Genomic DNA, 22,358 nt, shown 5'->3' on the forward strand with positions numbered 1-22,358 from the left:
TGCGAGCGGGCTCAGCCCATGGCGGCGAGGATGATCGGCGCGGCCACCAGCACGATCAAGGTGAGCGCTGCCCCCACCTTCGGGAAATCGCTGAACGAGTAGCCGCCGAGGCTCATCACCAGCGTGTTGTTGTGGTGCCCGAAGGGCGTCATGAAGTCGGTCGACGCGCCGACGGCGACCGCGACGAGCATGAGGTCCAAAGGCACGCCCGCCTGCGCGCCGACGCTGATCGCGATCGGGGCGAGGATGATCGCCGTCGTCACGTTGTTGAGGAAGGGCGTCACCACGATCGCGACGAGGAGCGTTGCGGCCAGCACGATCACCATCGGCTGATCCCCCACCGCGAGGAGCGCGTTGCGGGCGAGGAGGTCGGCGGTCCCCGTCGTCTGGAGCGCCTGCCCGATCGGCAGCATCGCCGCAAGCATCACGATGACGGGCCAGTTGATCGCGCGCAGCGCTGCGCCGAGATCGAGCGCGCGGGTGACGAGGAGGAAGGCGATCGCGAGGCCGAATGCGAGCTCGGGCGGGGCGACGCCGCTGCTCGCGAGCCCGACCGCGCCGACGAACGCGCCGAGCGGCATCAGCGTCTCGGCCGAGGCGAAGAGGAGGGGGCGCGCGGCGAGGGGGGCGCAGTCGGTGTCGGCGATGGCGGCGGCGATGTCCTCGGCCCGGCCGCGGATCAGGAGGATGTCGCCGATCGCGGGCGCGACGTCGCCGAGCCGCCCCTCGATCCGGTCCCGCTGGGGCGAGATGCCGACCACCTGCACGTCGCGCTCCGCGAAGGCCGCGATCGCGCCGAGCGCGCTGCCGATGATCGCGCTCTGCGGCATCACCACCACCTCGCGCCACACCCGGTCGGCGGGCAGCGGCTGGGCGGCGTCCGCGACGGCCGGCATCAGCGCGTGCTGGGTGAGGAAGGCGCGGATCTCGGCGACGCGGCTTGAGATGAGGAGGATGTCGCCCGCCGCGAGGATCTGCTGCTCCTTGCGGCCGAAGAGGCGGGCGGGGCCCCGGAAGACACCGTGGATCGCGAGGCGGTTCGCCCCCTCCACTTCCGTCACCGCCTTCCCGATCAGCGCGGAGGAGGGCGGCAGGCGCACCTCGGTGAGGAAGCGGTCGATCGGATAGTCCTCGCCCTCGAGCGGGCGGCGCCCCACCGGCGCGAGGAGGCGGTGCCCGACGCCCGCGAGCCACAGGATGCCGAGGATCGAAAGCGGCACGCCGACGATCGCGAGGGTGAAGAAGCCGAGCCCGGTCCCCTCGGCCTCCGCGAGGGCGCGGCTCACGACGAGGTTCGCCGGCGTCCCGATCAGCGAGCAGAGCCCGCCGAGGAGTGTCGCGAAGGACACCGGCATCAGCACCCGTCGCGGCGGGATGCCGCGCGAATCGCACACCGTCGCCACCACCGGCAGCATCAGGGCGAGCGCGCCGACATTGTTGATGAAGGCCGAGGCGAGGGCGGCGGCGGCGCACAGGAGCGCGATCGTCCCCGACTCGCCCGCCTGGAAGGCGGCGATCCGGCGGGCGGTGATGTTGGCGAGCGGCGAGCGGCCGAGCGCCTGCGCGATCACGAGAAGCTCGACGACCGTGATGACGGCGGGGTCGGCGAAGCCGGAGAAGACCGAGCCGGCCGGGATGAGGCCGAGGAGGACGGCCAGCGACAGGCCCGCGACCGCGACGACCTCGACGCGCCAGCGGTCAAACGCGAAGGCGAGCATCAGACCCGCGAGGAGCGCCAGCAGCGCCGTTTGCTCGATCGTCACCAGGGATCCCGTCGCACCATTCACCCATCACCTAACCGACACCGCGGCGCGGAGGGAAGCGGGCCGTTCGGCACGCCCCGCGAAGGCGAACAATGAAAATCTGCGGGCCGCGAACGAACCGCGAGTGCGGGGCGTTCATGTGGAGCGCGGAGGGGGAGGCGGTGCAGTGGCCGAATATGCACTGAGCCCCGTCAGGCCCGCCAGGACCCGCGCGCAACGCCGTTCCGATCGGCCGCCCCTGGAACGCGAAGGACACGCGATGAAAACCGAACTGACCATCAACGGCGAGCACCACACGCTCGACGCGGACGTGCGCACGAGTCTCCTCGACGCGCTGCGCCATCACCTTCACCTCACCGGCACGAAGAAGGGGTGCGACCACGGCCAATGCGGGGCGTGCACGATCCTCGTGAACGGGCGGCGCATCAATTCCTGCCTCACCCTCGCCTGCATGCACGACGGGGATGCGATCACCACGATCGAGGGGATCGGCGCGCCCGATGCCCTCACGATTCTGCAGGACGCCTTCGTCGCCCATGACGGCTTCCAGTGCGGCTACTGCACGCCGGGCCAGATCTGCTCGGCGACGGCGATGCTGGAGGAGGTGAAGGCGGGGTGGCCGAGCCATGTCAGCGCCGACCTGATGGCCAAGCCCAAGCTCACGGTGGAGGAGGTCTCCGAGCGCATGAGCGGCAATCTGTGCCGGTGCGCCGCCTATCCGAACATCGTCGATGCGATCCTCTCGGCCGACGAGGCCGCGTCATGAAGCCGTTCGACTATATCCGCGCCCCCTCGGTCGGCGAGGCGAACGCTGCGGCGGCGGCCGGCGCGGTGATCATCGCCGGCGGCACGAACCTCCTCGACCTCATGAAGCTCGAGGTGATGGCGCCCGACCGCCTCGTCGACATCACGCGGCTCGACCTCAAGATGATCGAGGCGGCTGGGGCGGGGCTGCGCGTCGGCGCGCTCGTCACCAACAGCGACCTCGCGGCGCACGAGAGCGTGCGGCAGGATTATCCGGTACTCGCGAAGGCGCTGCTCGCGGGCGCGAGCGGGCAGCTCCGCAACAAGGCGACAACCGGCGGCAATCTCCTCCAGCGCACGCGCTGCCCGTATTTTTACGACCTCGCCCAGGCCTGCAACAAGCGCGCGCCGGGGACCGGGTGCAGCGCGCTCGGTGGCGTGAACCGGATGCACGCGGTCCTCGGCGCGAGCGCGCACTGCATCGCGACGCACCCGAGCGACATGGCGGTCGCCCTCCTCGCGCTGGGTGCGGCGGTGGAGATCGCGGGGCGGGACGGGATGCGCCAGATCCCGCTCGACGCCTTCTACCGCCTGCCGGGCGACACCCCCCACATCGAGACGGTGCTCGAGCCCGGCGACGTGATCACCGCGATCCTTCTGCCGGCCCCGCGCGGCGGCGGGCAGGTCTATCGCAAGGTCCGCGACCGGGCGTCCTACGCGTTCGCGCTCGTCTCCGTCGCGGCGGTGGTGCGCGTCGAGGGCGGGGTGATCAAGGAGGCCGCGCTCGCCTTTGGCGGCCTCGCCCCGAAGCCGTGGCGCGACCCGGCGGCCGAGGCCGTCCTCGTCGGCGAGGCGCCGTCGGACGCGCTCTTCGCGAAGGCGGCGGACGTGCTGCTCGCGGAGGCGGCCGGCGTCGGCGGCAACGATTTCAAGATCCCACTCGCGCGGCGCACGCTCGCCGCCGTGCTCACCGAAGCGACCGGAGGCGCGGGCCGATGAACATCCATCTGAAGTTCGACGCGCCCGACGGGCGCCACCGTCTCGACGACATGGCCCAGGGGATCGTCGGCAAGGCCCTCGACCGCCCCGACGGCCCGCTGAAGGTCTGCGGCAAGGCGACCTACGCCGCCGAATGGCCGATCGAGGGTCTCGCCCACGGCGTCCTCGTGCGCGCGCCGGTGACGTGGGGGACGATGCGCGGCTTCGACGTCGCCCCGGTGCAGGCGATGGAGGGGGTGATCGGCATCTTCACCGGGCCGCGCTTCCTGCGCGTGCCGGCGCAGGGGACCGCCGACGCCGCGCCCGCGCAAGGGGCGAGCGACATCCAATATTATGGCCAGCCGGTCGCCCTCGTCGTCGGCGAGACCTTCGAGGCCGCGCGCCACGGGGCGATCCGCCTCGCGCTCGACATCGAGCGCATGTCGGGCGGGCCGGTCGACCCGGAGGCGCCGGGCACGCCGCGCGACGCGCCGCGCCGCCGCGGCAAGGGCGATCTCGGCCAGGCGATGGCCGCGGCGCCCCACACGGTCGACGTCGTCTACCGCACGCCCGGCCACAACAGCGCCGCGATGGAGCCGCACGCGGCGATCGCGGTCTGGCAGGACGAGACGCTGACCCTCTACGGCGCCTACCAGATGCTGAAATATAACCGGAACGAGCTCGCCGACGCGCTCGGCATCGATCCGGCCGACGTGCGCATCGTCGCCCCCTTCGTGGGCGGCGGCTTCGGCTCCAAGCTCGGCATCTCGCACGAGGCGGTATCGGCGGCGATCGCGGCGCGCGAGCTCGGCCGGCCGGTCTCTGTCGTCCTGTCGCGCCAGCAGGTGTTCGAGGCGACGATCCGCCGGTCCGAAACGCGCCAGCGCGTCCGCCTCGCGGCGGGCGAGGACGGCCGGCTGATCGGGATCGGGCACGAGTTCCTGGTCTCGAACCTTCCGGGCGAGGACTATGCCGAGCCCGTCGCGCAGGCGACGCCCTTCCTCTATGCGGGCGAGCATCGCGAGGTGGTGCAGGACGTGGCGCGCGTCCACCGGATGCTGGCGGGCTCGGTGCGTGCGCCGGGCGAGTCGGTGGGGGTCACCGTCCTCGAAAACGCGATGGACGAGCTTGCCGAGGCGATCGGCATGGACCCGCTGGAACTGCGCCTTCGCAACATTCCCGAGCGCGACCCGACATCGGGCAAGCCCTTCTCCTCGAACCCTCTCGGGGAGGCGCTCCAGATCGGCGCTGAGCGGTTCGGCTGGGACCAGAGGCAGGCGGCACCCGGCGCGGTGCGTGACGGTGAATGGCTCGTCGGCATGGGGATGGCCTCGGCCGTCCGGGTCAACATGCTGATGGAATCGGAGGCGCGCGTTCGCCTCTCGGCCGACGGCCGGGCGACCGTCGAGACCGACATGACCGACATCGGCACCGGCACCTACGCGATCCTCACCCAGGTCGCGGCCGAGATGCTGGGCCTGCCGCCGGAGCGGGTCGAGACCAAGCTCGGCGACACCGCCTACCCGCCGAGCGCGGGCTCGGGCGGCTCGTGGGGCGCGGCCTCCAACGGCACGGCGGTCTTCCTTGCCTGCGAGGCGATCCGGGAGCGGATCGCGAAGCGCATCGGCGTCGCGGAGAGCGACCTCACGCTGATGGACGCGCACGCGGTGGTGGCGAACCGCAAGGTGCCGCTCGCCGAGATCCTCGCCGGCGCGGCGATCGAGGCGACCGGCCATGTGAGCCCCGGCGATGCCGAGCGCGCGCGCCGGCAGGCGACCTTCGGCGCCTATTTCGCCGAGGTCGGCGTCAACGCGGTCACCGGGGAGGCGCGCGTGCGGCGAATGCTGGGCGTCTTCTCCGCGGGCCGCATCCTCAACGTGAAGACGGCGCGCTCGCAGTGCCTCGGCGGCATGATCTGGGGCATCGGCATGGCGCTGACCGAGGAGCTCTGCCACGACAGCCGGGACGGGCACGTCGTCAACCACGATTTCGCCGAGTACCACATCCCGGTGAACGCGGACGTGCCCCAGGTCGAGGTCGCGCTCCTCGATGAGCGGGACGACTGGGCCAATCCGCTCCAGGTGAAGGGGATCGGCGAGCTCGGCATCTGCGGCGCGGCGGCCTCCGTCACCAACGCCATCTACAATGCGTGCGGCGTCAGGGTGCGCGACTATCCGGCGACGCTCGACAAGATCCTCGCCGGGCTCCCCTGAGCCTGTAGGGGAGCCGCCGGGCCGTCAGCGGTCCGAAGTCTCCCAGCGCGGATTGATCCACGGCGCGCGGTTGTCGCGGGGGAGGGGCGGCCTGCCGAGGATGTGGTCGGACGCCTTCTCGCCCACCATGATCGACGGTGCGTTGAGGTTGCCGTTCGGGATGCGCGGGAAGATCGAGGAATCGGCGACGCGCAGGCCCTCCACCCCGATGACACGGCACGCGGGGTCGACGACCGCGCCCGGATCGTCCGCCCGCCCCATTCGGCATGTGCCGCACGGGTGATAGGCGCTCTCGGCGTGGGCGCGGATCACCGCGTCGAGCGCCTCGTCGCTGTCGACGCCCTCGCCCGGCTGGATCTCGCGGCCACGGAACGGGGCGAATGCGGGCTGGGCGAAGATCTCGCGCGCGATCCGGATCGTGCGGCGGAAGTCCGCCCGGTCCACCTCTGTGCTGAGATAATTGAACCGGATCGTCGGCGCGTCCTCCGGGGCCGCGCTCGCAAGGCGGACCGTGCCGCGCGACTCGGCGCGCATCGGGCCGACATGGACCTGATAGCCGTGCCCGTCCGCCGTGAACTTCCCGTCATAGCGCACGGCGAAGGGGAGGAAGTGGAACTGCACGTCGGGGTAGGGGACGCCCGCGCGCGAGCGTACGAAGGCGGCGCTCTCGAACTGGTTCGACGCGCCGAGCCCCTTGCCGGTGAGGAGCCATTGGAGCCCGATCGCGCCTTTGCTGATCGGATTCCAATGCTTGTAGAGCGTGATCGGCTGCGAGGCCGCCTGCTGCACGTAGATCTCCAGATGGTCCTGGAGGTTGCTGCCGACGCCCGGCCGGTCGGCGCGCACATCGATGCCGAGCGCGGCCAGATGCGCGGCGGGGCCGATGCCGGAGAGCATCAGGAGCTTCGGCGAGTTGATCGAGGAGGCGGCGAGGATCACCTCGCGCCGGGCGGTGACGCGCGTGACGGTGCCGCCGCGCAGGATCTCGACGCCGACGGCGCGGCTCCCCTCGAAGACGACGCGCTGCACGAGGCCGCGCACCAGTTCGACATTCGGCCGGGCAAGGGCCGGGCGCAGATAGGCGTTGGCGGTGGACCAGCGGCGACCCTTCCAGATCGTCGCGTCCATCGGTCCGAAGCCCTCCTGCTTCTCGCCATTATAGTCGTCCGTCCGCTCGTACCCGGCCTCGGCGCCGGCCTCGACGAAGGCCTTGAAGAGCGGGTTGGTGCGCGGGCCGCGCGTGACGTGGAGCGGGCCGTCGGTGCCGCGCCAGGCGGGGTCGCCGCCATGGCCGCCATCGTGCCAGGTCTCCATCCGGCGAAAATAGGGAAGGACGTCGGCATAGGCCCAGCCGTTCGCGCCGGCCTCGGCCCAGTGCTCGAAATCCATCGCATGGCCGCGCACATAGACCATGCCGTTGATGGACGAGGAGCCGCCGATCACCTTGCCGCGCGGGCAGGCGAGGCTGCGCCCGCCGAGATGCGGCTCCGGCTCGGAGCGGTAGCCCCAATCATAGCGCGCCATGTTCATGGGGATCGACAGCGCCGCCGGCATCTGGATCAGCGGACCGCGATCGGTGCCGCCGAACTCCAGCACGAGCACGCTGTGCCGCCCGTCCTCGGACAGGCGGTAGGCCATGGCCGAACCCGCTGACCCGGCGCCGACGATGACGAAATCAGCCTCCACGACGCGATCCGATCAGTAGGGCGAGGCGACCGCGCCCGTCGTGACGTGGACGCTCTTCACCTGGCTGTAGTGCTCGATGGCGGCCCAGCCATTCTCGCGCCCGAAGCCGGACGCCTTGACGCCCCCGAAGGGGATCTCGACCGGGGTGAGATTGTAGCTGTTCACCCACAGCGTCCCGGCTTCGAGGCGCGCCGCGACGCGGTGGGCGCGGGCGAGGTCGCGCGTGAAGAGGCCGGCCGCGAGGCCGAACCCGGTGCCGTTCGCGCGGGCGATCACCTCCTCCTCGTCGTCGAAGGTGAGGAGGGAGAGGACGGGGCCGAAGATCTCGTCGCGCGCGATCGTCATGTCGTCGGTCACGTCGGCGAAGATGGTGGGCTCGATCCACGCCCCGCCCTCGAACCCGGGGACGATGGGGATGTCGCCGCCGCAAAGGAGCGTCGCGCCCTCCTCCTGCCCCGCCGCGATATAGTTGAGCACCTTCTCGCGCTGCACGAGGGAGATGAGCGGCCCCATCTGCGTCGCCTCGTCGAGCGGATCGCCGATGCGGATCGCCCGCGTGCGCCGCACGAGCTCATCGACGAAAGCGTCGCGCACGCTGCGGTGGACGAACACGCGGGTGCCGTTCGTGCAGACCTGGCCGGTCGAATAGAAATTGCCGAGCATCGCGCCGGAGACGGCGTCGGTGAGGCTCGCATCGTCGAATACGATGAGGGGCGACTTGCCGCCGAGCTCCAGCGTGACGTGGCGCAGCCCCTCGGCGGCGGCGGCGTAGACCTTGCGCCCGGTCTCGACCGAACCGGTCATGGAGACCTTCGCGACCGACGGGTGGATCGCGAGCTGCGCGCCGACCGACCGGCCGCCCTGCACGACGTTGAAGAGCCCGTCCGGAAGTCCGGCCTCGGTGAAGATCTCGGCGAGCTTCAGCGTGGAGAGGGGCGTCACCTCGGACGGCTTGAAGATCATCGCGTTGCCGCAGGCGAGCGCCGGGGCAGCCTTCCAGGCCGCGACCTGGATCGGATAGTTCCACGCCCCGATGCCGACGCAGATGCCGAGCGGCTCGCGGCGGGTGTAGGCGAAGTCCGCCCCGAGCGGGATCATGTCGCCCGAGATCGAGGCCGCGATCCCGCCGAACCATTCGAGCGCGTCGGCCGCGGACGCGGCGTCGGCGACGAGCGTCTCCTGCAGCGCCTTGCCGGTGTCGAGCGATTCCAGGACCGAGAGCTCGCGGTTGCGCGCGCGCAGGATGTCGGCTGCCCGGCGCAAGACGCGGCCCCGCTCGACCCCCGGCCGCGCGGCCCACTCGCGCCATGCGCCCGACGCCGTCTTCACCGCGTGGTCGATGACGGACTTCGTCGCCGCGTGGATGCGGGCGATGGGCTCGCCGGTCGCGGGGTTCGTGCTCTCGAAGGGCGTGCCCGCATCGTCCTCCATCGGCGCGCCGCCGACATAGTGGCTTGCCTTCGGCTGAGTCTCGACGATGATGGTGGCGGCCTCAGCGTGATGCATGGCGGACCTCCTTGGCATCGGTGATGCCGGCGAGCAGGCAGGAGAGGCAGTGCTCCACCATCGCCTTCGACTGGATCCGGTTGGCGCGGCCGGGACCGAGCGCCTGGCGGATATAGACCCCGTCGATCAGCGCGGCGATCTCCTCGGCGATGCGCTGCGCCTCGCGCGGCGGAGCGAGACGGCGCAGATTGTCGATGAGGTTGGAGTGGAGGCGGCGCATATAGACGCGCAGGAGCCGCGCCGCCCCGTCCGAGGTCTGCGCCTTCACGTAGAAGGCGAGCCAGGCGGCGACGATCTCCTTGGAATATTGGTCCTCGTCAAAGCTTGCATCGATGATCGCGTTGAGGCGGGCGAGCGGGGTTTCCGCGCGGGTGAGGCGGGCCACGACGTCGCGCCGGTAGCGCGTGAGGATCTCGCGCATCGCCGCGAGAAAGAGCTGCTCCTTGGAGCCGAAATAGTGGTGGGCGAGGGCGGAGGAGACGCTTGCCCGGCGCGCGACCTGGCTGACCGTCACGTCGAGCGATCCGGTGTTGCCGATCTCGGTGATCGCCGCCTCGATGAGAGAGGCGCGGCGCAAATGCTGCACACTGGGGCGGGCCATCGGTTGTTCCACTTCGCGAGGCGGTTGCCTTTTACGGACCATATGGGTTTTAATTGACGGGTCAATCAACTCATTTGACGGGCCAATCAACTCATTGTCCCGCATAAGAGCTTCCCACCCTCGAGGAGATTCGTAATGCCACTTCGCACCGCCGCCGTCGCCCTTGTGATCGCCGCCCTGCCGGCGACCGCCTTCGCCCAATGCGAGGACATCACCTTCTCCGACGTGGGCTGGACGGACATCACGGCGACGACGGCGGTGGCCGAAACTCTCCTCGATCCGCTCGGCTACGATGTCGACATCAAGGTGCTGTCGGTCCCCGTCACCTACGCCTCGCTCGAGAATGGCGACGTCGACGTTTTCCTCGGCAACTGGATGCCGACGATGGAGGGGGACATCGCCCCCTACCGCGAGCGCGGCACGGTCGAGACGGTCCGCGCCAACCTCGAGGGCGCGAAATACACGCTCGCGACCAACGCGGCGGGCGCGGCGCTCGGCATCAAGGATTTCGCCGACATCGCGAAGTTCGCCGGTGAGCTCGACGGCGAGATCTACGGCATCGAGCCCGGCAATGACGGCAACCGCCTGATCCTCGACATGATCGAGGCGAACACGTTCGATCTCGGCGAGTTCGACCTGCGCGAATCCTCCGAGCAGGGGATGCTCGCCCAGGTCGCCCGCGCGAGCGAGCGGGACGAGCCGATCGTGTTCCTCGGCTGGGAACCCCACCCGATGAACGCGAATTTCGACCTCACCTACCTCACCGGCGGCGACGACGTGTTCGGCCCGGATCTCGGCGGCGCGACGGTCTACACCAACGTGCGCAAGGGCTTCATGGAGGAGTGCAGCAATGTCGGCGCGCTCCTCAACAATCTCGTCTTCTCGCTGGCGCTGGAGAACGAGATCATGGGCGCGATCCTCAATGACGGCGAGGATCCGGACGAGGCGGCCGAGGCCTACCTGAAGGCCAATCCCGACCTCCTGGACACCTGGCTGAACGGCGTCACCACGCTCGACGGCCAGCCGGCCCTTCCGGCCGTGCGCGCCGCACTCGGCCTCTGAGTCCGGCGGGCCGGGGCACACCATTGGCCTTTCCGAAGGACACAAAGATCCCGATCGACGATGCGGCCGAGGCCGTGTTCGACTGGGCGAAAACCCACGGGCGCGTGGTCTTCGACGCGCTCTCCGACGGGCTCGGCGGGATGATCGACGGCATCCTGTGGGTGTTCGAGCTTGTGCCGCCGGTCATCGTCATCGCGCTGGTGGTCGGCCTCGCCTTCGCGATCCATCGCAACTGGAAGGTCCCGGCGCTCGCGGGCGCCGGCCTCCTCTTCATCCTCAACCAGGGCTACTGGTCCGAGACGATGGAGAGCCTGACACTCGTGCTGTCGGCCTGCCTCGTGTGCATGGGGCTCGGCGTGCCGGTCGGGATCCTCGGCGCGCGCCGCCCGCGCTTCTACGCGGCGCTCCGCCCGATCCTCGACCTCATGCAGACACTGCCGCCCTTCGTCTATCTCATCCCGGCGATCGTCTTCTTCGGCATCGGCATGGTGCCGGGCCTCATCGCGACGGTGATCTTCGTCCTCCCGGCGCCGATCCGCCTGACCCAGATCGGCGTCGCCTCGACGCCGCAGGCGCTGATCGAGGCGGCGGAGGCGTTCGGCGCGACCTCCTGGCAGCGCCTCGTGAAGGTGGAGCTGCCCTGGGCCGGGCCGCAGATCATGGCCGGGCTCAACCAGACGATCATGCTGTCCCTCTCGATGGTGGTGATCGCCGCGCTCGTCGGGGCCGACGGGCTCGGCGTGCCGGTGGTGCGCGCGCTCAACCGCGTCGACACCGGGCTCGGCTTCGAGAGCGGGATCGTGATCGTCGTGGTCGCGATCGTGCTCGACCGGCTCCTGCGCGTCGAACGGCGCCGCTCATGAGCGAGGCCATCGTCTTCGACAACGTGTCGATCGTGTTCGGCGATAGCGAGGCGCGCTCGCTCGCGCTCGCCGATTCGGGCCAGACGCGCGGCGAGATCCAGGCCGAGACGGGCGACGTCCTCGGCGTCCACGACTGCTCGCTCACCGTCAACACGGGCGAGATCGTGGTGCTGATGGGCCTTTCGGGCTCCGGCAAGTCGACGCTCCTGCGGGCCGTCAACGCGCTCAACAAGGTCACGCGCGGCGCGGTGCGGGTCGATGACGGCGACGGGCTCGTCGACATGGCGCGCGCGGACGCGGCGACGCTGCGGCGGATGCGGCGCACGCGCATCGCGATGGTGTTCCAGCAATTCGGCCTGATGCCGTGGCGCAATGTCATGGAGAATGTCGGCTTCGGGCTGGAGCTGTCCGGCCTCTCCCGCGCGGCGCGCGATGAGAAGGTGCGCGAGCAGCTCGCCCTCGTCGGCCTCTCCGAATGGGGCGAGCGGCGCGTCGGCGAACTGTCGGGCGGGATGCAGCAGCGCGTCGGCCTCGCCCGCGCCTTCGCGACGGATGCGCCGATCCTCCTGATGGACGAGCCCTTCTCCGCGCTCGACCCCCTGATCCGCCAGCGCCTGCAGGACGAGCTTCTCGACCTCCAGGCCCGGCTGAAGCGGACCATCCTCTTCGTTAGCCACGATCTCGACGAGGCCTTCCACATCGGCAACCGCATCGCGATCATGGAGGCGGGGCGGATCGTGCAGGCCGGCACGCCGCAGGAGATCATCGCCAACCCCTCGACCCCCTATGTCGCCGACTTCGTCGCCAACATGAACCCGCTGCGCGTCCTGCGCGCGGCGGACGTGATGCGGCGCGGGACCGCCGCGCCCGACAATGCCCGCCGCGTCGAGCACGACACGCCCGTCCAGCTCGTCATGAGCGAGCAGCTCGCCGATGGCGGCATCATCGCGGTGGAGGAGGACGGGGCGATCGTCGGCACGATCTCGGCGCAGGACATCCTCGCCGCGCTGTCCGGCGGGGGGCGTGCGAACGGGGCCTAGAGGGCGCGCGACAGGAAGAGGGCGAGGTCGGGCACCGCGATCAGCACGCCCACCATCGCGAGCATCACCAGCACGTAGGGGATGCAGCCAACCATCACCTCGCGCAGCGAGCCGGACCGTCGCGCCCCCTGCACGACATAGAGGTTCAGCCCGACGGGCGGGGTGATCAGCGCCATCTCGATCAGCACGATCATGACGATGCCGAACCAGACCTTGTCGTAGCCGAGCTCGACGATGATCGGCACCATGATGGGGATCGTCACCACCATCAGCGACAGCGTCTCGATGAAGAAGCCGAGGACGATGTAGATCGCGACGATCACGAGGAGGGTGGAGAGCGCGTCGAGTCCGAGCCCTTCCATGAAGGCGCGCAGCTCGTTGCCGAGCCCGGCGGCGGCGAGCGTGAAGTTCAGGAACGCCGCGCCGGTGACCACCAGCATGATCATCGCGGTGATGCGGATCGTGCCGAGGAGCGAGTCGGTCAGCATGGTGAGGCCGAGCCCGCCGAACGCCCCCGCGATCACGAAGGCCATCGCGACGCCCACGGCCGCCGCCTCGGTCGGCGTCGCAAGGCCCGTATAGATCGAGCCGACGATGACGGCGAAGAGGGCGATGATCGGCAGGAGATGGGCGAGCGAGGCGATCCGCTCGGCCGTCGAGTAGGAGCGCCGCTCGCCGCCGAGCGCGGGGCGCACCATGCAGATCCCCGCCGTGACGAGGCTGAAGGCGAGCGCGAGGAGCAGCCCCGGCACGAGGCCGGCGAGGAAGAGCTGCGGGATCGAGGTCTCGGTGAGGAAGCCGTAGACGATGAGGTTGATCGAGGGCGGGATCATGATGCCGAGCGTGCCGCCGGCGGCGATCGCGCCGGAGAAGAGGCGCGGGTCGTAGCCGAGCCGCTCGGCCTGGGGCATCGCGACGGTGGCAACCGTCGCCGCCGTCGCGACGGAGGAGCCGGAGGTCGCCGAGAACATCGTCGCCGTCGCGATGTTGGCGTGGACGAGGCCGCCGGGCAGCCACGAGACCCAGCGGTCGAGCGCGGCATAGGTACGCGCCGCGATCCCGCCGCGCACGAGGATCTCGCCGAGGAGCACGAAGAGGGGGATCGCGATCAGGGTCGAGGAATTCATCGCCGACCAGACCATCTGGCCGAGCCCGCGCAGGAGCGGGAAGGCACTGTAGAATTCCGACACGCCGATGCCGAGCAGGAAGAGGACGATCCCGACCGGGATCGACAAGGCGAGGAGGCCGAGGAGCCCGGCCGCGACCGCGCCGATCATGGTCGCCCGCCTTGCGCAAGCGCGGCCATGGTCAGGTCGCCTCCGTCGGCGGGCCGATCGCGGCGTCCGCCTCGGCGAAGGCGCGGCGCAGGATGAGGCCCGCCCCGATGAGGGCAAGGAGGCACGCCATCGCGGCGAACCAGACGAGGCCGCTCCACCAGACGAGCTGCGGGATCCAGAGCGGGGTCTCGAGCGGAGTGTTCGCGCGCGAGGCGTTCTGGATGCTGCGCCCGAGGACGGGCCAGCCGCGCACCGCGACGAGGACCGCGACCCCGGCGAGCGCGGTGATCGCGATGAGGTCGAGCGTGGAGCGCAGCGGGGCCGGAAGGCGGCCGCGGATCATGTCGATGCGCACGTGCGCCCGCTCGATGAGGGCGTAGGAGAAGCCCCACGTGGTGATGCCGGCCATCACGTAGCCCGAGATCTCGTCCGAGCCGCCGATCGAGTGGCCGGCGCGCCGCAGCGCGATCTCGACGAGGATGAACACGGCGCACAGGAGCACCGCGCCGCCCGCGAGAAGCGCGGCGGCGCGGTTCAGCGCGCGCAGGAGGGTGAGCGCGCGGCTCACATCATTGCGCGGCGATGGAGACGCCGACCGCGGCGCCCACCGTGTCGTTCCAGCGCTTGGCCCAGTCCGCCCCGGCGCGCTCGGCCCAGGCCGGGAGCACCTCGGTCTCCAGGATCTCGCGCGCCTTCGCCGTGTCCGCGTCGGTCGCCTCGACGAGGGTCATGGAGCGCGCCTCGCCCGCCGCGCACGCGCCGTTGCCGGTGAGGCAGGCGATGTCATTGGTGAGGGCGTCCTGCGCGCTCGCCCAGGCCGGATCCTCGAACTTCTCCTTGATCGCGGTCTGGAGCGCGGTCTGCGTCGCCGCGTCGAGGCTGTTCCAGCGGTCGAGATTGATCGCGGTGACGACCGGGTCCCAGCCGCCGAGCGGGATCGGCAGGAGATGGGTGGAGACCTCCCACCAGCCGGCCGAGTAGCCGGAGCCCGCGCCCGTCACCGCGCAGTCCACGACGCCGCGCTGGAGCGCGCCCGGCACCTCTGAGAAGGCGACGTTCACGCCCTCCGCGCCGAGCGCCTCGAGGAATTTCGTGGTCATGCGGCCCGAGCCGCGGATCTTCTTGCCGGCGAGATCGTCGAGCCCGCCAATGTCGGCGTTGCAGAAGACGACCTGCGGCGGGTAGGGCGCGATCGCGAGGACCTTGGAGTTGAAGCGGTCGCGGAAGATGTCCTCCACCATCGGGCGGGCGGCGTCGACCATGGCGCGAGCCTCGTCCGCGGTGGTCGCGACGAGGGGCACGTCGAGCCCTTCGAGCTCGGGCGCGTCGGCGACGGCATAGTCGGCGACGGTCATCGCGACGTCGTACACCCCGTCACCGAGGAGGCGATAGACGTCGCCGAGGCCGAGGCCCATCTGGTCGTGCGTGGTGAGCTGGGCGGTGAGGGCGCCGTTGGTCGCCGCGGGCAGGGCCTCGGTCCAGAACGGCGCTTCGTACTGCTTGTGAAGCGGCAGGCCCGACCAGCTTCCGACCACCGCCAGCTCTTCCGCGGCGGCCGGCGCCGTGATGAGTGCCGCGAGCGCCGCGGCCGTGATGAGACGCGTCATCCTTACTCTCTCCCTATCGTTCTTTTTTTAGATGATGGCGATCGGGGTCTCCGAATCCTCGTCGACATCGGTGATCAGCATGTGCCCCGGCGCGTGGGTGATCGCGAGGTCCGGGGCCGCGTTGAGGATCGCGATCTGCGGGGTGACGCCGCAGGCCCAGAAGACCGGCACCTCACCCGCGTGCACCGCCACAGGCTCGCCGAAATCGGGCATCGCGATGTCATCGATGCCGATCGCCTCAGGGTCGCCGACATGCACCGGCGCGCCGTGGGCGAGGGGATAGCGGCGGCAGATCTCGATCGTCTCCTCGACCCGGTTCTGCGGGATCGGCCGCATCGAGACGACCATCGTCCCGTTGAAGGGGCCGGCCGGGATGCAGTCGATCGTGGTGCGGAACATCGGGACGGTGACGTCCTCGTCGATATGGCGCACGGCGATGCCCGCCTCGGCGAGCGCGCGCTCGAAGGTGAAGGAGCAGCCGAGCGCCACGGCGACGAGATCGTCGCGCCAGAGCGTCGTGAGATCGTCGACCTCGCCCGCAAGCTCGCCGTCGCGGAAGACGCGATAGCGCGGCACGTCGGTGCGCACGTCGATGTCGGTGCCGAGCGTGCGGAAGACCGGATCGCCCGTGTCGGTGATGCCGACGACTGGGCAGGGCTTCGGGTTGCGCTGGCAGAAGCGGAGGAAATCGAGCGCGTAGCGCACCGGGATGATGGCGAGATTCGCCTGCAATTTTCCGGGCGCGAGGCCGGCGGTGTGGCGGCGGTGCTCCCCGGCGCGGATCGCGGCGCGGACTTCCACGGATGAAAGATTGCGCGGCGCTGCGACCGGCGTGGCGTCCATCGGATCCTCCCTTGGCGCGCCAGCCTCGACCATGTCCGCGGTCCAGTCAAATTGGCGCGGCCGCCGGGCGGAGGCGCACGGGGCGGCTGCGTACTCGGGTGTGACCGGCGTCACGCTTTTCGTCGTATAAGGCAATGAAAGAACGAGAGAATTCCGAAATACGCGCGTTGTGATGGGGGTCACGTGCGGGTCCGGAGGGCGTCGCCATCTTCGGTGTGTCGGCAGGAGAGCCGCAGCAAACACCAGAGCAGGAGAGACGACCATGACCATCAAGAATTCGATCATCGGAGCCGCCACCGCCGTCACCATCGCGATGGCCGCCATCGTCCCGAACGCCGCCTCCGCGGCCCCCTTCAACGGCCTCGCGAAGGCCGAGATCCAGACCGATGCGACCGGCATCGAGACCGTCGGCAATCGCGGACGGAACGCGGCGGGCGCCGCCATCATCGGCCTCGGCGCGTTCGCGCTGGGCGCGGCGATCGCCTCGGGCAACAACCACGGCTATCACGGCCACCGCCGGGTCCGTCAGCGCGACTGCTACATCGAGAAGGTCCGCGTCTGGAACCCGCGCCGCGGCCACTATGTCGTCCGCAAGGAAAAGGTCTGCTACTGAGCCGGACCCCGCACACGAAGTGAAAGCGAGCCGCCCCCACCGGGCGGCTTTCTTCGTTCCGGCCTCCCCGCGCCCCCCGCGCGCTTCTGTTCCGTTGGTGAATTCGCGCGATGGTGCGACAATGGTAGAACGGTTCCAAAAGAGCCGTGCAAACAAGGCAAAGAACAAGATAGGGAGGGCCTGCCATGGGCGATCGATTTTCGGTCAGTCGTCGTGGATTCTTGATGACATCCGGCACAGCCGCCGCGGGACTTTCGGCAGGTGTACTGCCAAGCGTCGCGCTGGCGCAGGACAAGTCCCAGCTTCCGGAATATGTCGCCTGGAAAAATCCAGACGCGGTGATCGTCCACTCCGAGCAGACGATCGAGACGACGCGTGAGGCGATCGGCGCGTCCTCCATCACGCCGACCAACATCCTCTATGTCCGCAACAACCTCCCGGCCCCCGGTGGCGACATCGCCGCCGACCCGGACGCGTGGGAGATCGCCTTCTCGGGCGTCGGGCAGGAGCGGTCGATGACGCTCGGCGAACTGAAGGGTTTTGGCGTGGAGACCGTCGCGTGCGTGCTCCAATGCTCCGGCAACGGCCGCGCCTTCTTCACCCATGAGGCGAGCGGCACGAAATGGAGCGTCGGCGCCGCGGGCAACGTGTTCTGGACGGGCGTGCCGCTGAAGGCGGTCGTCGCCGCGCTCGGCGGTCCCGCGAGCGGGGCGGTCTACCTCACCGCGACCGGCGGGGAGGAGCTTCCGGCCGGGCTCGATCCGCTGTCGCTCATGGTGGAGCGCTCGGTCCCGATCGAGGCGCTGGAGAACGCGCTGATCGCCTACGAGATCAACGGCGAGGCGCTGCCCGTCGCCCATGGCGGCCCGGCCCGCCTGGTGGTGCCCGGCTATTTCGGCGTCAACAACGTGAAATATGTGAAGGCGATCACGCTGAGCCCGGATGAGAGCCAGGCGAAGATCCAGCAGAGCGGCTATCGCGTGCGGCCGGTCGGCGAATCCGGCGGCCCGTCCCAGCCCTCCATGTGGCAGATGCCGGTGAAGTCGTGGATCACGTCGCCGCTCGAGAGCGCGTCGAGCGGGCGCGTCGTGATCGAGGGTGTCGCCTTCGGTGGCGACAGCGAGGTGACGGGCGTCGAGGTCTCGACCGATGGCGGGGCGAACTGGGAGAAGGCCGCCTTCACCGGGCCGGACCTCGGCCCCTACGCGTGGCGGCCCTTCGCGCTGATCACCGACCTTGCCGCCGGCACGCACGAGCTCGTGAGCCGGGCGACCAACGCGGCCGGCGACGCGCAGCCGGAAGACTTCCCCGAGAACGAGCGGGGCTACGGCAACAATGGCTGGCGCGCCCATGGCGTGAGCGTGACGCTCGCATGAGGTTCGCCTTCGTATTCGGGGTGGTCGCCGCGATGGCGGCCGCCTCCGCCGGCCATGCCGACGAACTCGCCGACGGCAAGGCCGTGTTCCTGACGAAGGCGGCGCCGAGCTGCGCGATCTGCCACACTCTCTCCGACGCAGGGGCGAACGGGATGATCGGCCCCGTGCTCGACGATCTGAAGCCCGACGAGGCGCGCGTGAAGAAGGCGGTCACCCAAGGCGTCGGCGTCATGCCCGCCTATGGCGAGTCGCTGAGCGCGGCCGATATCGACGCGGTCGCCGCCTATGTCGCGACGGCGGTGGGCACCAAATGAGAAGGGCGGCCCCCGTTCGCGGGGGCCGACGCCTCAGGCCGTGGCGGCCTTGATCGCCTGATAGCGCTCGACGCAGGTGGACAGCACCTCGTCCGCTGGGCGCTTCCACCAATTGTCGCGCGAGAAGATCTCCACCTCCTGGTGGCCGTGGAAGCCCGCGCCCTCGATCATGCGGCGGATGCCGGGAAGGTCGATCACCCCGTCCCCCATCATGCCGCGATCGAGGAGGAGGTCGTGCGTCGGCACCAGCCAGTCGCAGATATGGTGGGCGAAGATGCGATGGCCCGCCCGCGCCACCTGCGCCGCGAGATCGGGATCCCACCACACATGGTAGACGTCGACCGCGACGCCGACGCCTTCGCCGACGCGGTCGCAGATGTCGAGCGCGTGGGAGAGCGTGTTCACGCACGCCCGGTCCGCCGCGTACATCGGGTGGAGCGGCTCGATCGCGAGCGCGACATTCTGGGCGAGCGCGTATTCGGCGAGCGCGGCGATCCCGTCCTCCACCATCTGGCGGGCGCCGGCGATGTCCTTCGAGCCCGGCGGCAGGCCGCCGACGACGAGGACGAGACAGTCCGCCTTCAGCGCCACCGCCTCGTCGACCGCGCGGCGATTGTCCTCCAGCGCGGCGGCGCGGCCGGCGGCGTCGGCGGCGGGGAACATGCCGCCACGGCAGACGCCCGTAACGGTGAGGTCGTGCATCTCGACGAGCTTGGCGGCGCGGTCGAGCCCGATCTTGGCGATCTGGTCGCGCCAGGGGGCGATCGCGGTGATGCCGTGGCGCAGGCACGCCTCCACCGCCTCCTCCATGTCGCACTGCTCGCGGATCGTGGCGAGGTTGATGGACAGGCCTTCGATCATTGCGGTGTTCTCCTGGCTGCGGCCCTTCTGGCGGAGCCGTCGTCGATCATGCGGGCGTGGCGGCGCGTTCCATGAGGCCGCGCAGATAGCCGATGGCGCGCGCCGCGGTCGCCTGGCCGTTCGGCTTGTAGACGAAGGGCTCGACCGCGATGTCGCCGCGATAGCCGGCCGCCTCCAGCGCCGCGAGGATCGGGCCGAACTGCATGTCGCCCTCGCCGGGGCCGCGGCGGTTGGGGTCGTTGAACTGGCAATGGACGATCCGGCCCGACGGCACATATTCGGCGATCAGCGCCTCGAGCGGCTCGGTCTCGGTGATGCCGGCGGCGGAGGTGTCGAGCATTGTCCTGAGGTACTTGCTGCCGATCTCGTCGACGAGGGTCACGGCCTCGGCGAGGGTGTTGATGTTGTTGGTCTCGCGCGCGGCGAGCGGCTCCACGCAATAGATGACGTCCGCCTCCTCCGCCGCACGGGCGGCGTGGGCGAAGGCCTCCATCGTCCAGCCCATCCCCTCATTCTCGGCGCCGGCGGTGAGCATGCGCTGGTGCGGCGAGCCGTGGACGAGGACCCGCGCGTCGAGTTCGCCCGCGAGCATGCACAATTCGCGCATCACCGCATGGGTGTGGTGGCGCACGGCAGGGTCCGCGCTCGTGATCGAGAGCCCTTCGGGCGCGACGAGGAGCCAGTGGAGCGAGGTGATGACGAGCCCGGCATCCTCCACCTGCCGCCGCACCGCGCGCCGTTCGGCGCTCGACATGAGGTGGGGCGCCTCGGACAGCGTGAACGGGGCGATCTCGAGTCCGTCATAGCCGAGCTCGGCCGCGAAGGCGCACTGCTCGGCGAGGTCCAGCTCGCAGATCACTTCGTTGCACAGGGATAGACGCATCAATTCGGCTCCGCGGCGGTGCGTCCGCTCTTGTCGCGCGCGAAGAGGCGGGCGATCGAGCGGCGCACGAAGGGGATGCTGGCGAGAATCGTCAGCACGATGAGGATCGCGAATGTGACGCTGATCGGACGCGTGATGAAAGGCGAAATGTCGCCATCGGACAGCGTGAGGCCGCGGCGCAGATTCTTGTCGAGCAGGTCGCCGAGGATGATGCCGAGGACGAGGGGTGCCATCGGGTAGTTCATCCGCCGCATCAGGAAGCCGATAACACCGAAGACGAGCATGATCACGACGTCGAACATGCGCTGCGTGATGGCGTAGGGGCCGATGACGCACAGGACGAAGACGACCGGCATCAGCCGCTCGCGCGGGATCTTGAGGACGAAGAGGAGCGGGCGCGCCATCAGGAGGCCGAAGACGGTGATCGCGATGGTCGCGAGGAGCAGCATCGCGACGACCTCGTACACGAAGGTCGGCTGCTCGATCATGATCATCGGGCCGGGGCGCACGCCGTGGATGAAGAGGGCGGCGATGAGGACGGCGGCGGGCGCGCTGCCCGGCACCGCGAGGGTGAGGGCCGGGATCAGCGCGCCGGGGACGACGGCGCTGTTGCCGGTCTCGGCCGCGGTGAGGCCGTCGATCGAGCCGTTGCCGAACTGGTCGCGCTCGCGCGAGGTGCGGCGGGCGAGGGCATAGGAGGCCCAGGCGCCGATATCCTCGCCGACGCCCGGAATGACGCCGACGAAGGTGCCGACGATGCCGGAGCGGATCGCGGTCCACTTGGTGCGCCAGAGGTCGCCGAGGCGCGGCAGGATGCGGTCGACCTTGTTCGAGACGAGCACGGCCTTCTTGTCGGCCATCACCGTCAGCACCTCGGCGAAGCCGAACGCGCCGACCATCGCCGGGATGAGGCCGATGCCGCCATTCAGCTCGGCGATGCCGAAGGTGAAGCGCATGTGGGCGTGGATGCCCTCCATGCCGATCATGGCGACCATCAGCCCGAGAATGCCGGCGATGATGCCCTTGATCGGGGTGCCCTGGGCGGTGAGCTGGCCGGAGATGACGATGCCGAAGAGGGCGAGCCAGAAGAACTCGTAGGAACCGAAATCGAGCGCGACATTGGCGAGGAGCGGCGCGATGACGGCGAGGCAGACGACGCCGATGAAGGTGCCGATGGCCGAGCTCGTGGTCGCGATCGCCATCGCGTAACCCGCGCGGCCCTGGCGGGCGAGCGGGAAGCCGTCGAGCGAGGTCGCGGCGTTGGCGGGCGTGCCGGGGATGTTGAGGAGGATCGCCGAGCGCGAGCCGCCATAGATCGCGCCGACATACATGCAGAGCAGGATGAGGATCGCCTGCTCGGGCGGGAGCTTGTAGGTGAGCGTCGTCAGCAGCGCGACGCCCATCGTCGCGGTGAGCCCCGGCAGCATGCCGACGATGATGCCGAGCACGGTCGCCCACGCCACGTTGAAGAGCGAGGTGAACGTGAGGAGGCCGAAGAGACCCTCGAAGAGATACTGAAGTCCCTGCATGGCGCCTCTACGGGAGACGGACCAGGAAGAATTCCTGGAACACGTATGCGGTGACGATGCCGACGAGGACGCCCTGGAGGAGGGCGGTTCCGAGCGCGATGGCGTGGCGCGCGGGCGGGCGCCTGCGCCATTCGAAGAGGGCGATGAACACGGTCACGAAGATCGACGTCGCGAGCCAGAAGGGCATCGCGCCGATGAGGCCGAGCGGGTAGGCGAGGGTGAGGGCGAGGCAGAGGAGGAGGCGGGCGATGCCGCCCGGCGCCTCGCTCTCGCCGAGGCGCGCGCCGGCGAAGCGCATCCCGCCGGCCTTCGCCGCGCCTGCGAGAAGAATGATGGCGCACACCGCGAGGGCCGCGCCGAGCCCCATCGGGACGAGGCCGGGGATGCTCGCCGGGTGGATCCGGCGGACCTCGAGCCGGTCCATCGTGAAGCCGCCCCACAGCATCGCGAGGCCGATGGCGAGGAGGACCACGCCGGTGACGACGTCCGCGTGCGCCATGGTGAGGCGGCGCGGTTCGCTCTCGTGAAGTTCGCTCGTCATATGCCTCGCGACCACGTGGGGAGAGAAGGGCGAGGGGGCGCGCCCCCTCGCGCAGTGG

The 22,358-nt window shown here is 70.0% G+C and carries 21 protein-coding genes; 9 read left to right on the top strand and 12 right to left on the bottom strand.

Annotated features, from left to right (window positions below; all coding sequences use genetic code 11):
• Window positions 1–11: 11 nt before the first annotated feature.
• A complete protein-coding gene (locus DBV35_RS21600; protein WP_108662439.1) occupies window positions 12–1,763 on the bottom strand; it encodes an SLC13 family permease in 1,752 nt (583 codons plus the stop codon).
• A 259-nt stretch (window positions 1,764–2,022) separates the two neighbouring features.
• Between DBV35_RS21600 and DBV35_RS31165 the strand changes: the two genes are divergently transcribed.
• From DBV35_RS31165 to DBV35_RS21615, 3 genes are read left to right on the top strand one after another with little or no spacing between them, the layout of a single operon-like run.
• The gene (locus tag DBV35_RS31165; protein ID WP_108662440.1) at window positions 2,023–2,529 is read left to right on the top strand and encodes a 2Fe-2S iron-sulfur cluster-binding protein; all 507 of its coding nucleotides are present in this window, start codon (window positions 2,023–2,025) and stop codon (window positions 2,527–2,529) included.
• Complete coding sequence (locus DBV35_RS21610) at window positions 2,526–3,506, top strand: FAD binding domain-containing protein (RefSeq protein WP_108662441.1); 981 nt, start codon at window positions 2,526–2,528, stop codon at window positions 3,504–3,506. Before DBV35_RS31165 ends, DBV35_RS21610 begins: the two co-directional genes overlap by 4 nt.
• The gene (locus DBV35_RS21615) at window positions 3,503–5,698 is read left to right on the top strand and encodes a xanthine dehydrogenase family protein molybdopterin-binding subunit (RefSeq protein WP_108662442.1); all 2,196 of its coding nucleotides are present in this window, start codon (window positions 3,503–3,505) and stop codon (window positions 5,696–5,698) included. Before DBV35_RS21610 ends, DBV35_RS21615 begins: the two co-directional genes overlap by 4 nt.
• A gap of 24 nt (window positions 5,699–5,722) precedes the next feature.
• Here DBV35_RS21615 and betA read toward each other — a convergent pair whose 3' ends face one another.
• The 3 genes from betA to betI are packed head-to-tail and all read right to left on the bottom strand — an operon-like array spanning window position 5,723 to window position 9,491.
• Entirely contained in the window at window positions 5,723–7,336 is a 1,614-nt protein-coding gene (betA, locus tag DBV35_RS21620; protein ID WP_245944055.1) for a choline dehydrogenase, read from the bottom strand.
• Window positions 7,337–7,396: 60 nt separating this feature from the next.
• Window positions 7,397–8,890: a betaine-aldehyde dehydrogenase gene (gene betB, locus DBV35_RS21625; RefSeq protein ID WP_108662444.1), complete on the bottom strand. Its 1,494-nt coding sequence runs from the start codon at window positions 8,888–8,890 to the stop codon at window positions 7,397–7,399.
• Window positions 8,877–9,491, bottom strand: a complete 615-nt coding sequence (betI, locus tag DBV35_RS21630; RefSeq protein ID WP_157961898.1) for a choline-binding transcriptional repressor BetI — start codon at window positions 9,489–9,491, stop codon at window positions 8,877–8,879. The genes betB and betI overlap by 14 nt, the downstream gene beginning before the upstream one ends.
• Window positions 9,492–9,626: 135 nt before the next feature.
• Between betI and DBV35_RS21635 the strand changes: the two genes are divergently transcribed.
• From DBV35_RS21635 to choV, 3 genes are read left to right on the top strand one after another with little or no spacing between them, the layout of a single operon-like run.
• Entirely contained in the window at window positions 9,627–10,553 is a 927-nt protein-coding gene (locus tag DBV35_RS21635; protein ID WP_108662446.1) for a choline ABC transporter substrate-binding protein, read from the top strand.
• A 23-nt stretch (window positions 10,554–10,576) separates the two neighbouring features.
• Window positions 10,577–11,416, top strand: a complete 840-nt coding sequence (choW, locus tag DBV35_RS21640) for a choline ABC transporter permease subunit (RefSeq protein ID WP_108662447.1) — start codon at window positions 10,577–10,579, stop codon at window positions 11,414–11,416.
• Window positions 11,413–12,456 (top strand): choline ABC transporter ATP-binding protein, encoded by a 1,044-nt coding sequence (gene choV, locus DBV35_RS21645; RefSeq protein ID WP_108662448.1) that lies wholly within the window; start codon window positions 11,413–11,415, stop codon window positions 12,454–12,456. Before choW ends, choV begins: the two co-directional genes overlap by 4 nt.
• On the opposite strand, the gene DBV35_RS21650 is transcribed toward choV, so the two are convergent.
• Genes DBV35_RS21650 through DBV35_RS21665 form a run of 4 tightly spaced genes read right to left on the bottom strand, consistent with a single transcriptional unit; the run spans window position 12,453 to window position 16,183 of the window.
• Window positions 12,453–13,733, bottom strand: coding sequence for a TRAP transporter large permease (locus DBV35_RS21650; RefSeq protein WP_108662449.1), 1,281 nt, complete (start codon window positions 13,731–13,733; stop codon window positions 12,453–12,455). The genes choV and DBV35_RS21650 overlap by 4 nt on opposite strands.
• A gap of 31 nt (window positions 13,734–13,764) precedes the next feature.
• Window positions 13,765–14,301 carry a TRAP transporter small permease subunit gene (locus DBV35_RS21655; protein WP_108662450.1) on the bottom strand — a complete coding sequence of 179 codons (537 nt, stop codon included), beginning with the start codon at window positions 14,299–14,301 and terminating at the stop codon, window positions 13,765–13,767.
• 1 nt (window position 14,302) lies between these two features.
• On the bottom strand, window positions 14,303–15,340 hold the full coding sequence (locus tag DBV35_RS21660; protein ID WP_108662451.1) for a TRAP transporter substrate-binding protein: 1,038 nt from the start codon (window positions 15,338–15,340) through the stop codon (window positions 14,303–14,305).
• 27 nt (window positions 15,341–15,367) lie between these two features.
• A complete protein-coding gene (locus DBV35_RS21665) occupies window positions 15,368–16,183 on the bottom strand; it encodes a putative hydro-lyase (protein ID WP_108662452.1) in 816 nt (271 codons plus the stop codon).
• Between the two features lie 262 nt (window positions 16,184–16,445).
• Here DBV35_RS21665 and DBV35_RS21670 point away from each other — a divergent pair, with 262 nt between their 5' ends.
• The 3 genes from DBV35_RS21670 (at window position 16,446) to sorU (ending at window position 18,486) form a co-directional block, all read left to right on the top strand.
• Window positions 16,446–16,796 carry a hypothetical protein gene (locus DBV35_RS21670; protein ID WP_108662453.1) on the top strand — a complete coding sequence of 117 codons (351 nt, stop codon included), beginning with the start codon at window positions 16,446–16,448 and terminating at the stop codon, window positions 16,794–16,796.
• Between the two features lie 185 nt (window positions 16,797–16,981).
• Window positions 16,982–18,172, top strand: coding sequence for a SorT family sulfite dehydrogenase catalytic subunit (sorT, locus tag DBV35_RS21675; protein WP_108662454.1), 1,191 nt, complete (start codon window positions 16,982–16,984; stop codon window positions 18,170–18,172).
• The gene (gene sorU, locus DBV35_RS21680) at window positions 18,169–18,486 is read left to right on the top strand and encodes a SorU family sulfite dehydrogenase c-type cytochrome subunit (RefSeq protein ID WP_108662455.1); all 318 of its coding nucleotides are present in this window, start codon (window positions 18,169–18,171) and stop codon (window positions 18,484–18,486) included. The genes sorT and sorU overlap by 4 nt, the downstream gene beginning before the upstream one ends.
• Window positions 18,487–18,519: 33 nt before the next feature.
• Here the strand turns inward: sorU and DBV35_RS21685 are convergent, their stop codons facing one another.
• The 4 genes from DBV35_RS21685 to DBV35_RS21700 are packed head-to-tail and all read right to left on the bottom strand — an operon-like array spanning window position 18,520 to window position 22,300.
• Window positions 18,520–19,347, bottom strand: coding sequence for a sugar phosphate isomerase/epimerase family protein (locus DBV35_RS21685; protein ID WP_108662456.1), 828 nt, complete (start codon window positions 19,345–19,347; stop codon window positions 18,520–18,522).
• 46 nt (window positions 19,348–19,393) lie between these two features.
• Window positions 19,394–20,230, bottom strand: coding sequence for a sugar phosphate isomerase/epimerase family protein (locus DBV35_RS21690; protein WP_108662457.1), 837 nt, complete (start codon window positions 20,228–20,230; stop codon window positions 19,394–19,396).
• Complete coding sequence (locus DBV35_RS21695; RefSeq protein WP_108662458.1) at window positions 20,230–21,759, bottom strand: tripartite tricarboxylate transporter permease; 1,530 nt, start codon at window positions 21,757–21,759, stop codon at window positions 20,230–20,232. Before DBV35_RS21695 ends, DBV35_RS21690 begins: the two co-directional genes overlap by 1 nt.
• Before the next feature lie 7 nt (window positions 21,760–21,766).
• Window positions 21,767–22,300: a tripartite tricarboxylate transporter TctB family protein gene (locus DBV35_RS21700; protein WP_108662459.1), complete on the bottom strand. Its 534-nt coding sequence runs from the start codon at window positions 22,298–22,300 to the stop codon at window positions 21,767–21,769.
• Window positions 22,301–22,358: the final 58 nt, after the last annotated feature.

Source organism: Acuticoccus kandeliae (genome assembly GCF_003073115.1).

Coding starts and splice junctions, on each gene's coding strand:
- DBV35_RS21690 (WP_108662457.1), bottom strand. CDS start 20,230: ATGCGTCTATCCCTGTGCAACGAAGTGATCTGCGAGCTGGACCTCGCC.
- DBV35_RS21660 (WP_108662451.1), bottom strand. CDS start 15,340: ATGACGCGTCTCATCACGGCCGCGGCGCTCGCGGCACTCATCACGGCG.
- DBV35_RS21615 (WP_108662442.1), top strand. CDS start 3,503: ATGAACATCCATCTGAAGTTCGACGCGCCCGACGGGCGCCACCGTCTC.
- DBV35_RS21635 (WP_108662446.1), top strand. CDS start 9,627: ATGCCACTTCGCACCGCCGCCGTCGCCCTTGTGATCGCCGCCCTGCCG.
- betB (WP_108662444.1), bottom strand. CDS start 8,890: ATGCATCACGCTGAGGCCGCCACCATCATCGTCGAGACTCAGCCGAAG.
- DBV35_RS21685 (WP_108662456.1), bottom strand. CDS start 19,347: ATGATCGAAGGCCTGTCCATCAACCTCGCCACGATCCGCGAGCAGTGC.
- sorU (WP_108662455.1), top strand. CDS start 18,169: ATGAGGTTCGCCTTCGTATTCGGGGTGGTCGCCGCGATGGCGGCCGCC.
- sorT (WP_108662454.1), top strand. CDS start 16,982: ATGGGCGATCGATTTTCGGTCAGTCGTCGTGGATTCTTGATGACATCC.
- DBV35_RS31165 (WP_108662440.1), top strand. CDS start 2,023: ATGAAAACCGAACTGACCATCAACGGCGAGCACCACACGCTCGACGCG.
- betA (WP_245944055.1), bottom strand. CDS start 7,336: ATGGCCTACCGCCTGTCCGAGGACGGGCGGCACAGCGTGCTCGTGCTG.
- choV (WP_108662448.1), top strand. CDS start 11,413: ATGAGCGAGGCCATCGTCTTCGACAACGTGTCGATCGTGTTCGGCGAT.
- DBV35_RS21670 (WP_108662453.1), top strand. CDS start 16,446: ATGACCATCAAGAATTCGATCATCGGAGCCGCCACCGCCGTCACCATC.
- DBV35_RS21650 (WP_108662449.1), bottom strand. CDS start 13,733: ATGATCGGCGCGGTCGCGGCCGGGCTCCTCGGCCTCCTCGCCTTGTCG.
- betI (WP_157961898.1), bottom strand. CDS start 9,491: ATGGCCCGCCCCAGTGTGCAGCATTTGCGCCGCGCCTCTCTCATCGAG.
- DBV35_RS21610 (WP_108662441.1), top strand. CDS start 2,526: ATGAAGCCGTTCGACTATATCCGCGCCCCCTCGGTCGGCGAGGCGAAC.
- DBV35_RS21700 (WP_108662459.1), bottom strand. CDS start 22,300: ATGACGAGCGAACTTCACGAGAGCGAACCGCGCCGCCTCACCATGGCG.
- DBV35_RS21695 (WP_108662458.1), bottom strand. CDS start 21,759: ATGCAGGGACTTCAGTATCTCTTCGAGGGTCTCTTCGGCCTCCTCACG.
- DBV35_RS21665 (WP_108662452.1), bottom strand. CDS start 16,183: ATGGACGCCACGCCGGTCGCAGCGCCGCGCAATCTTTCATCCGTGGAA.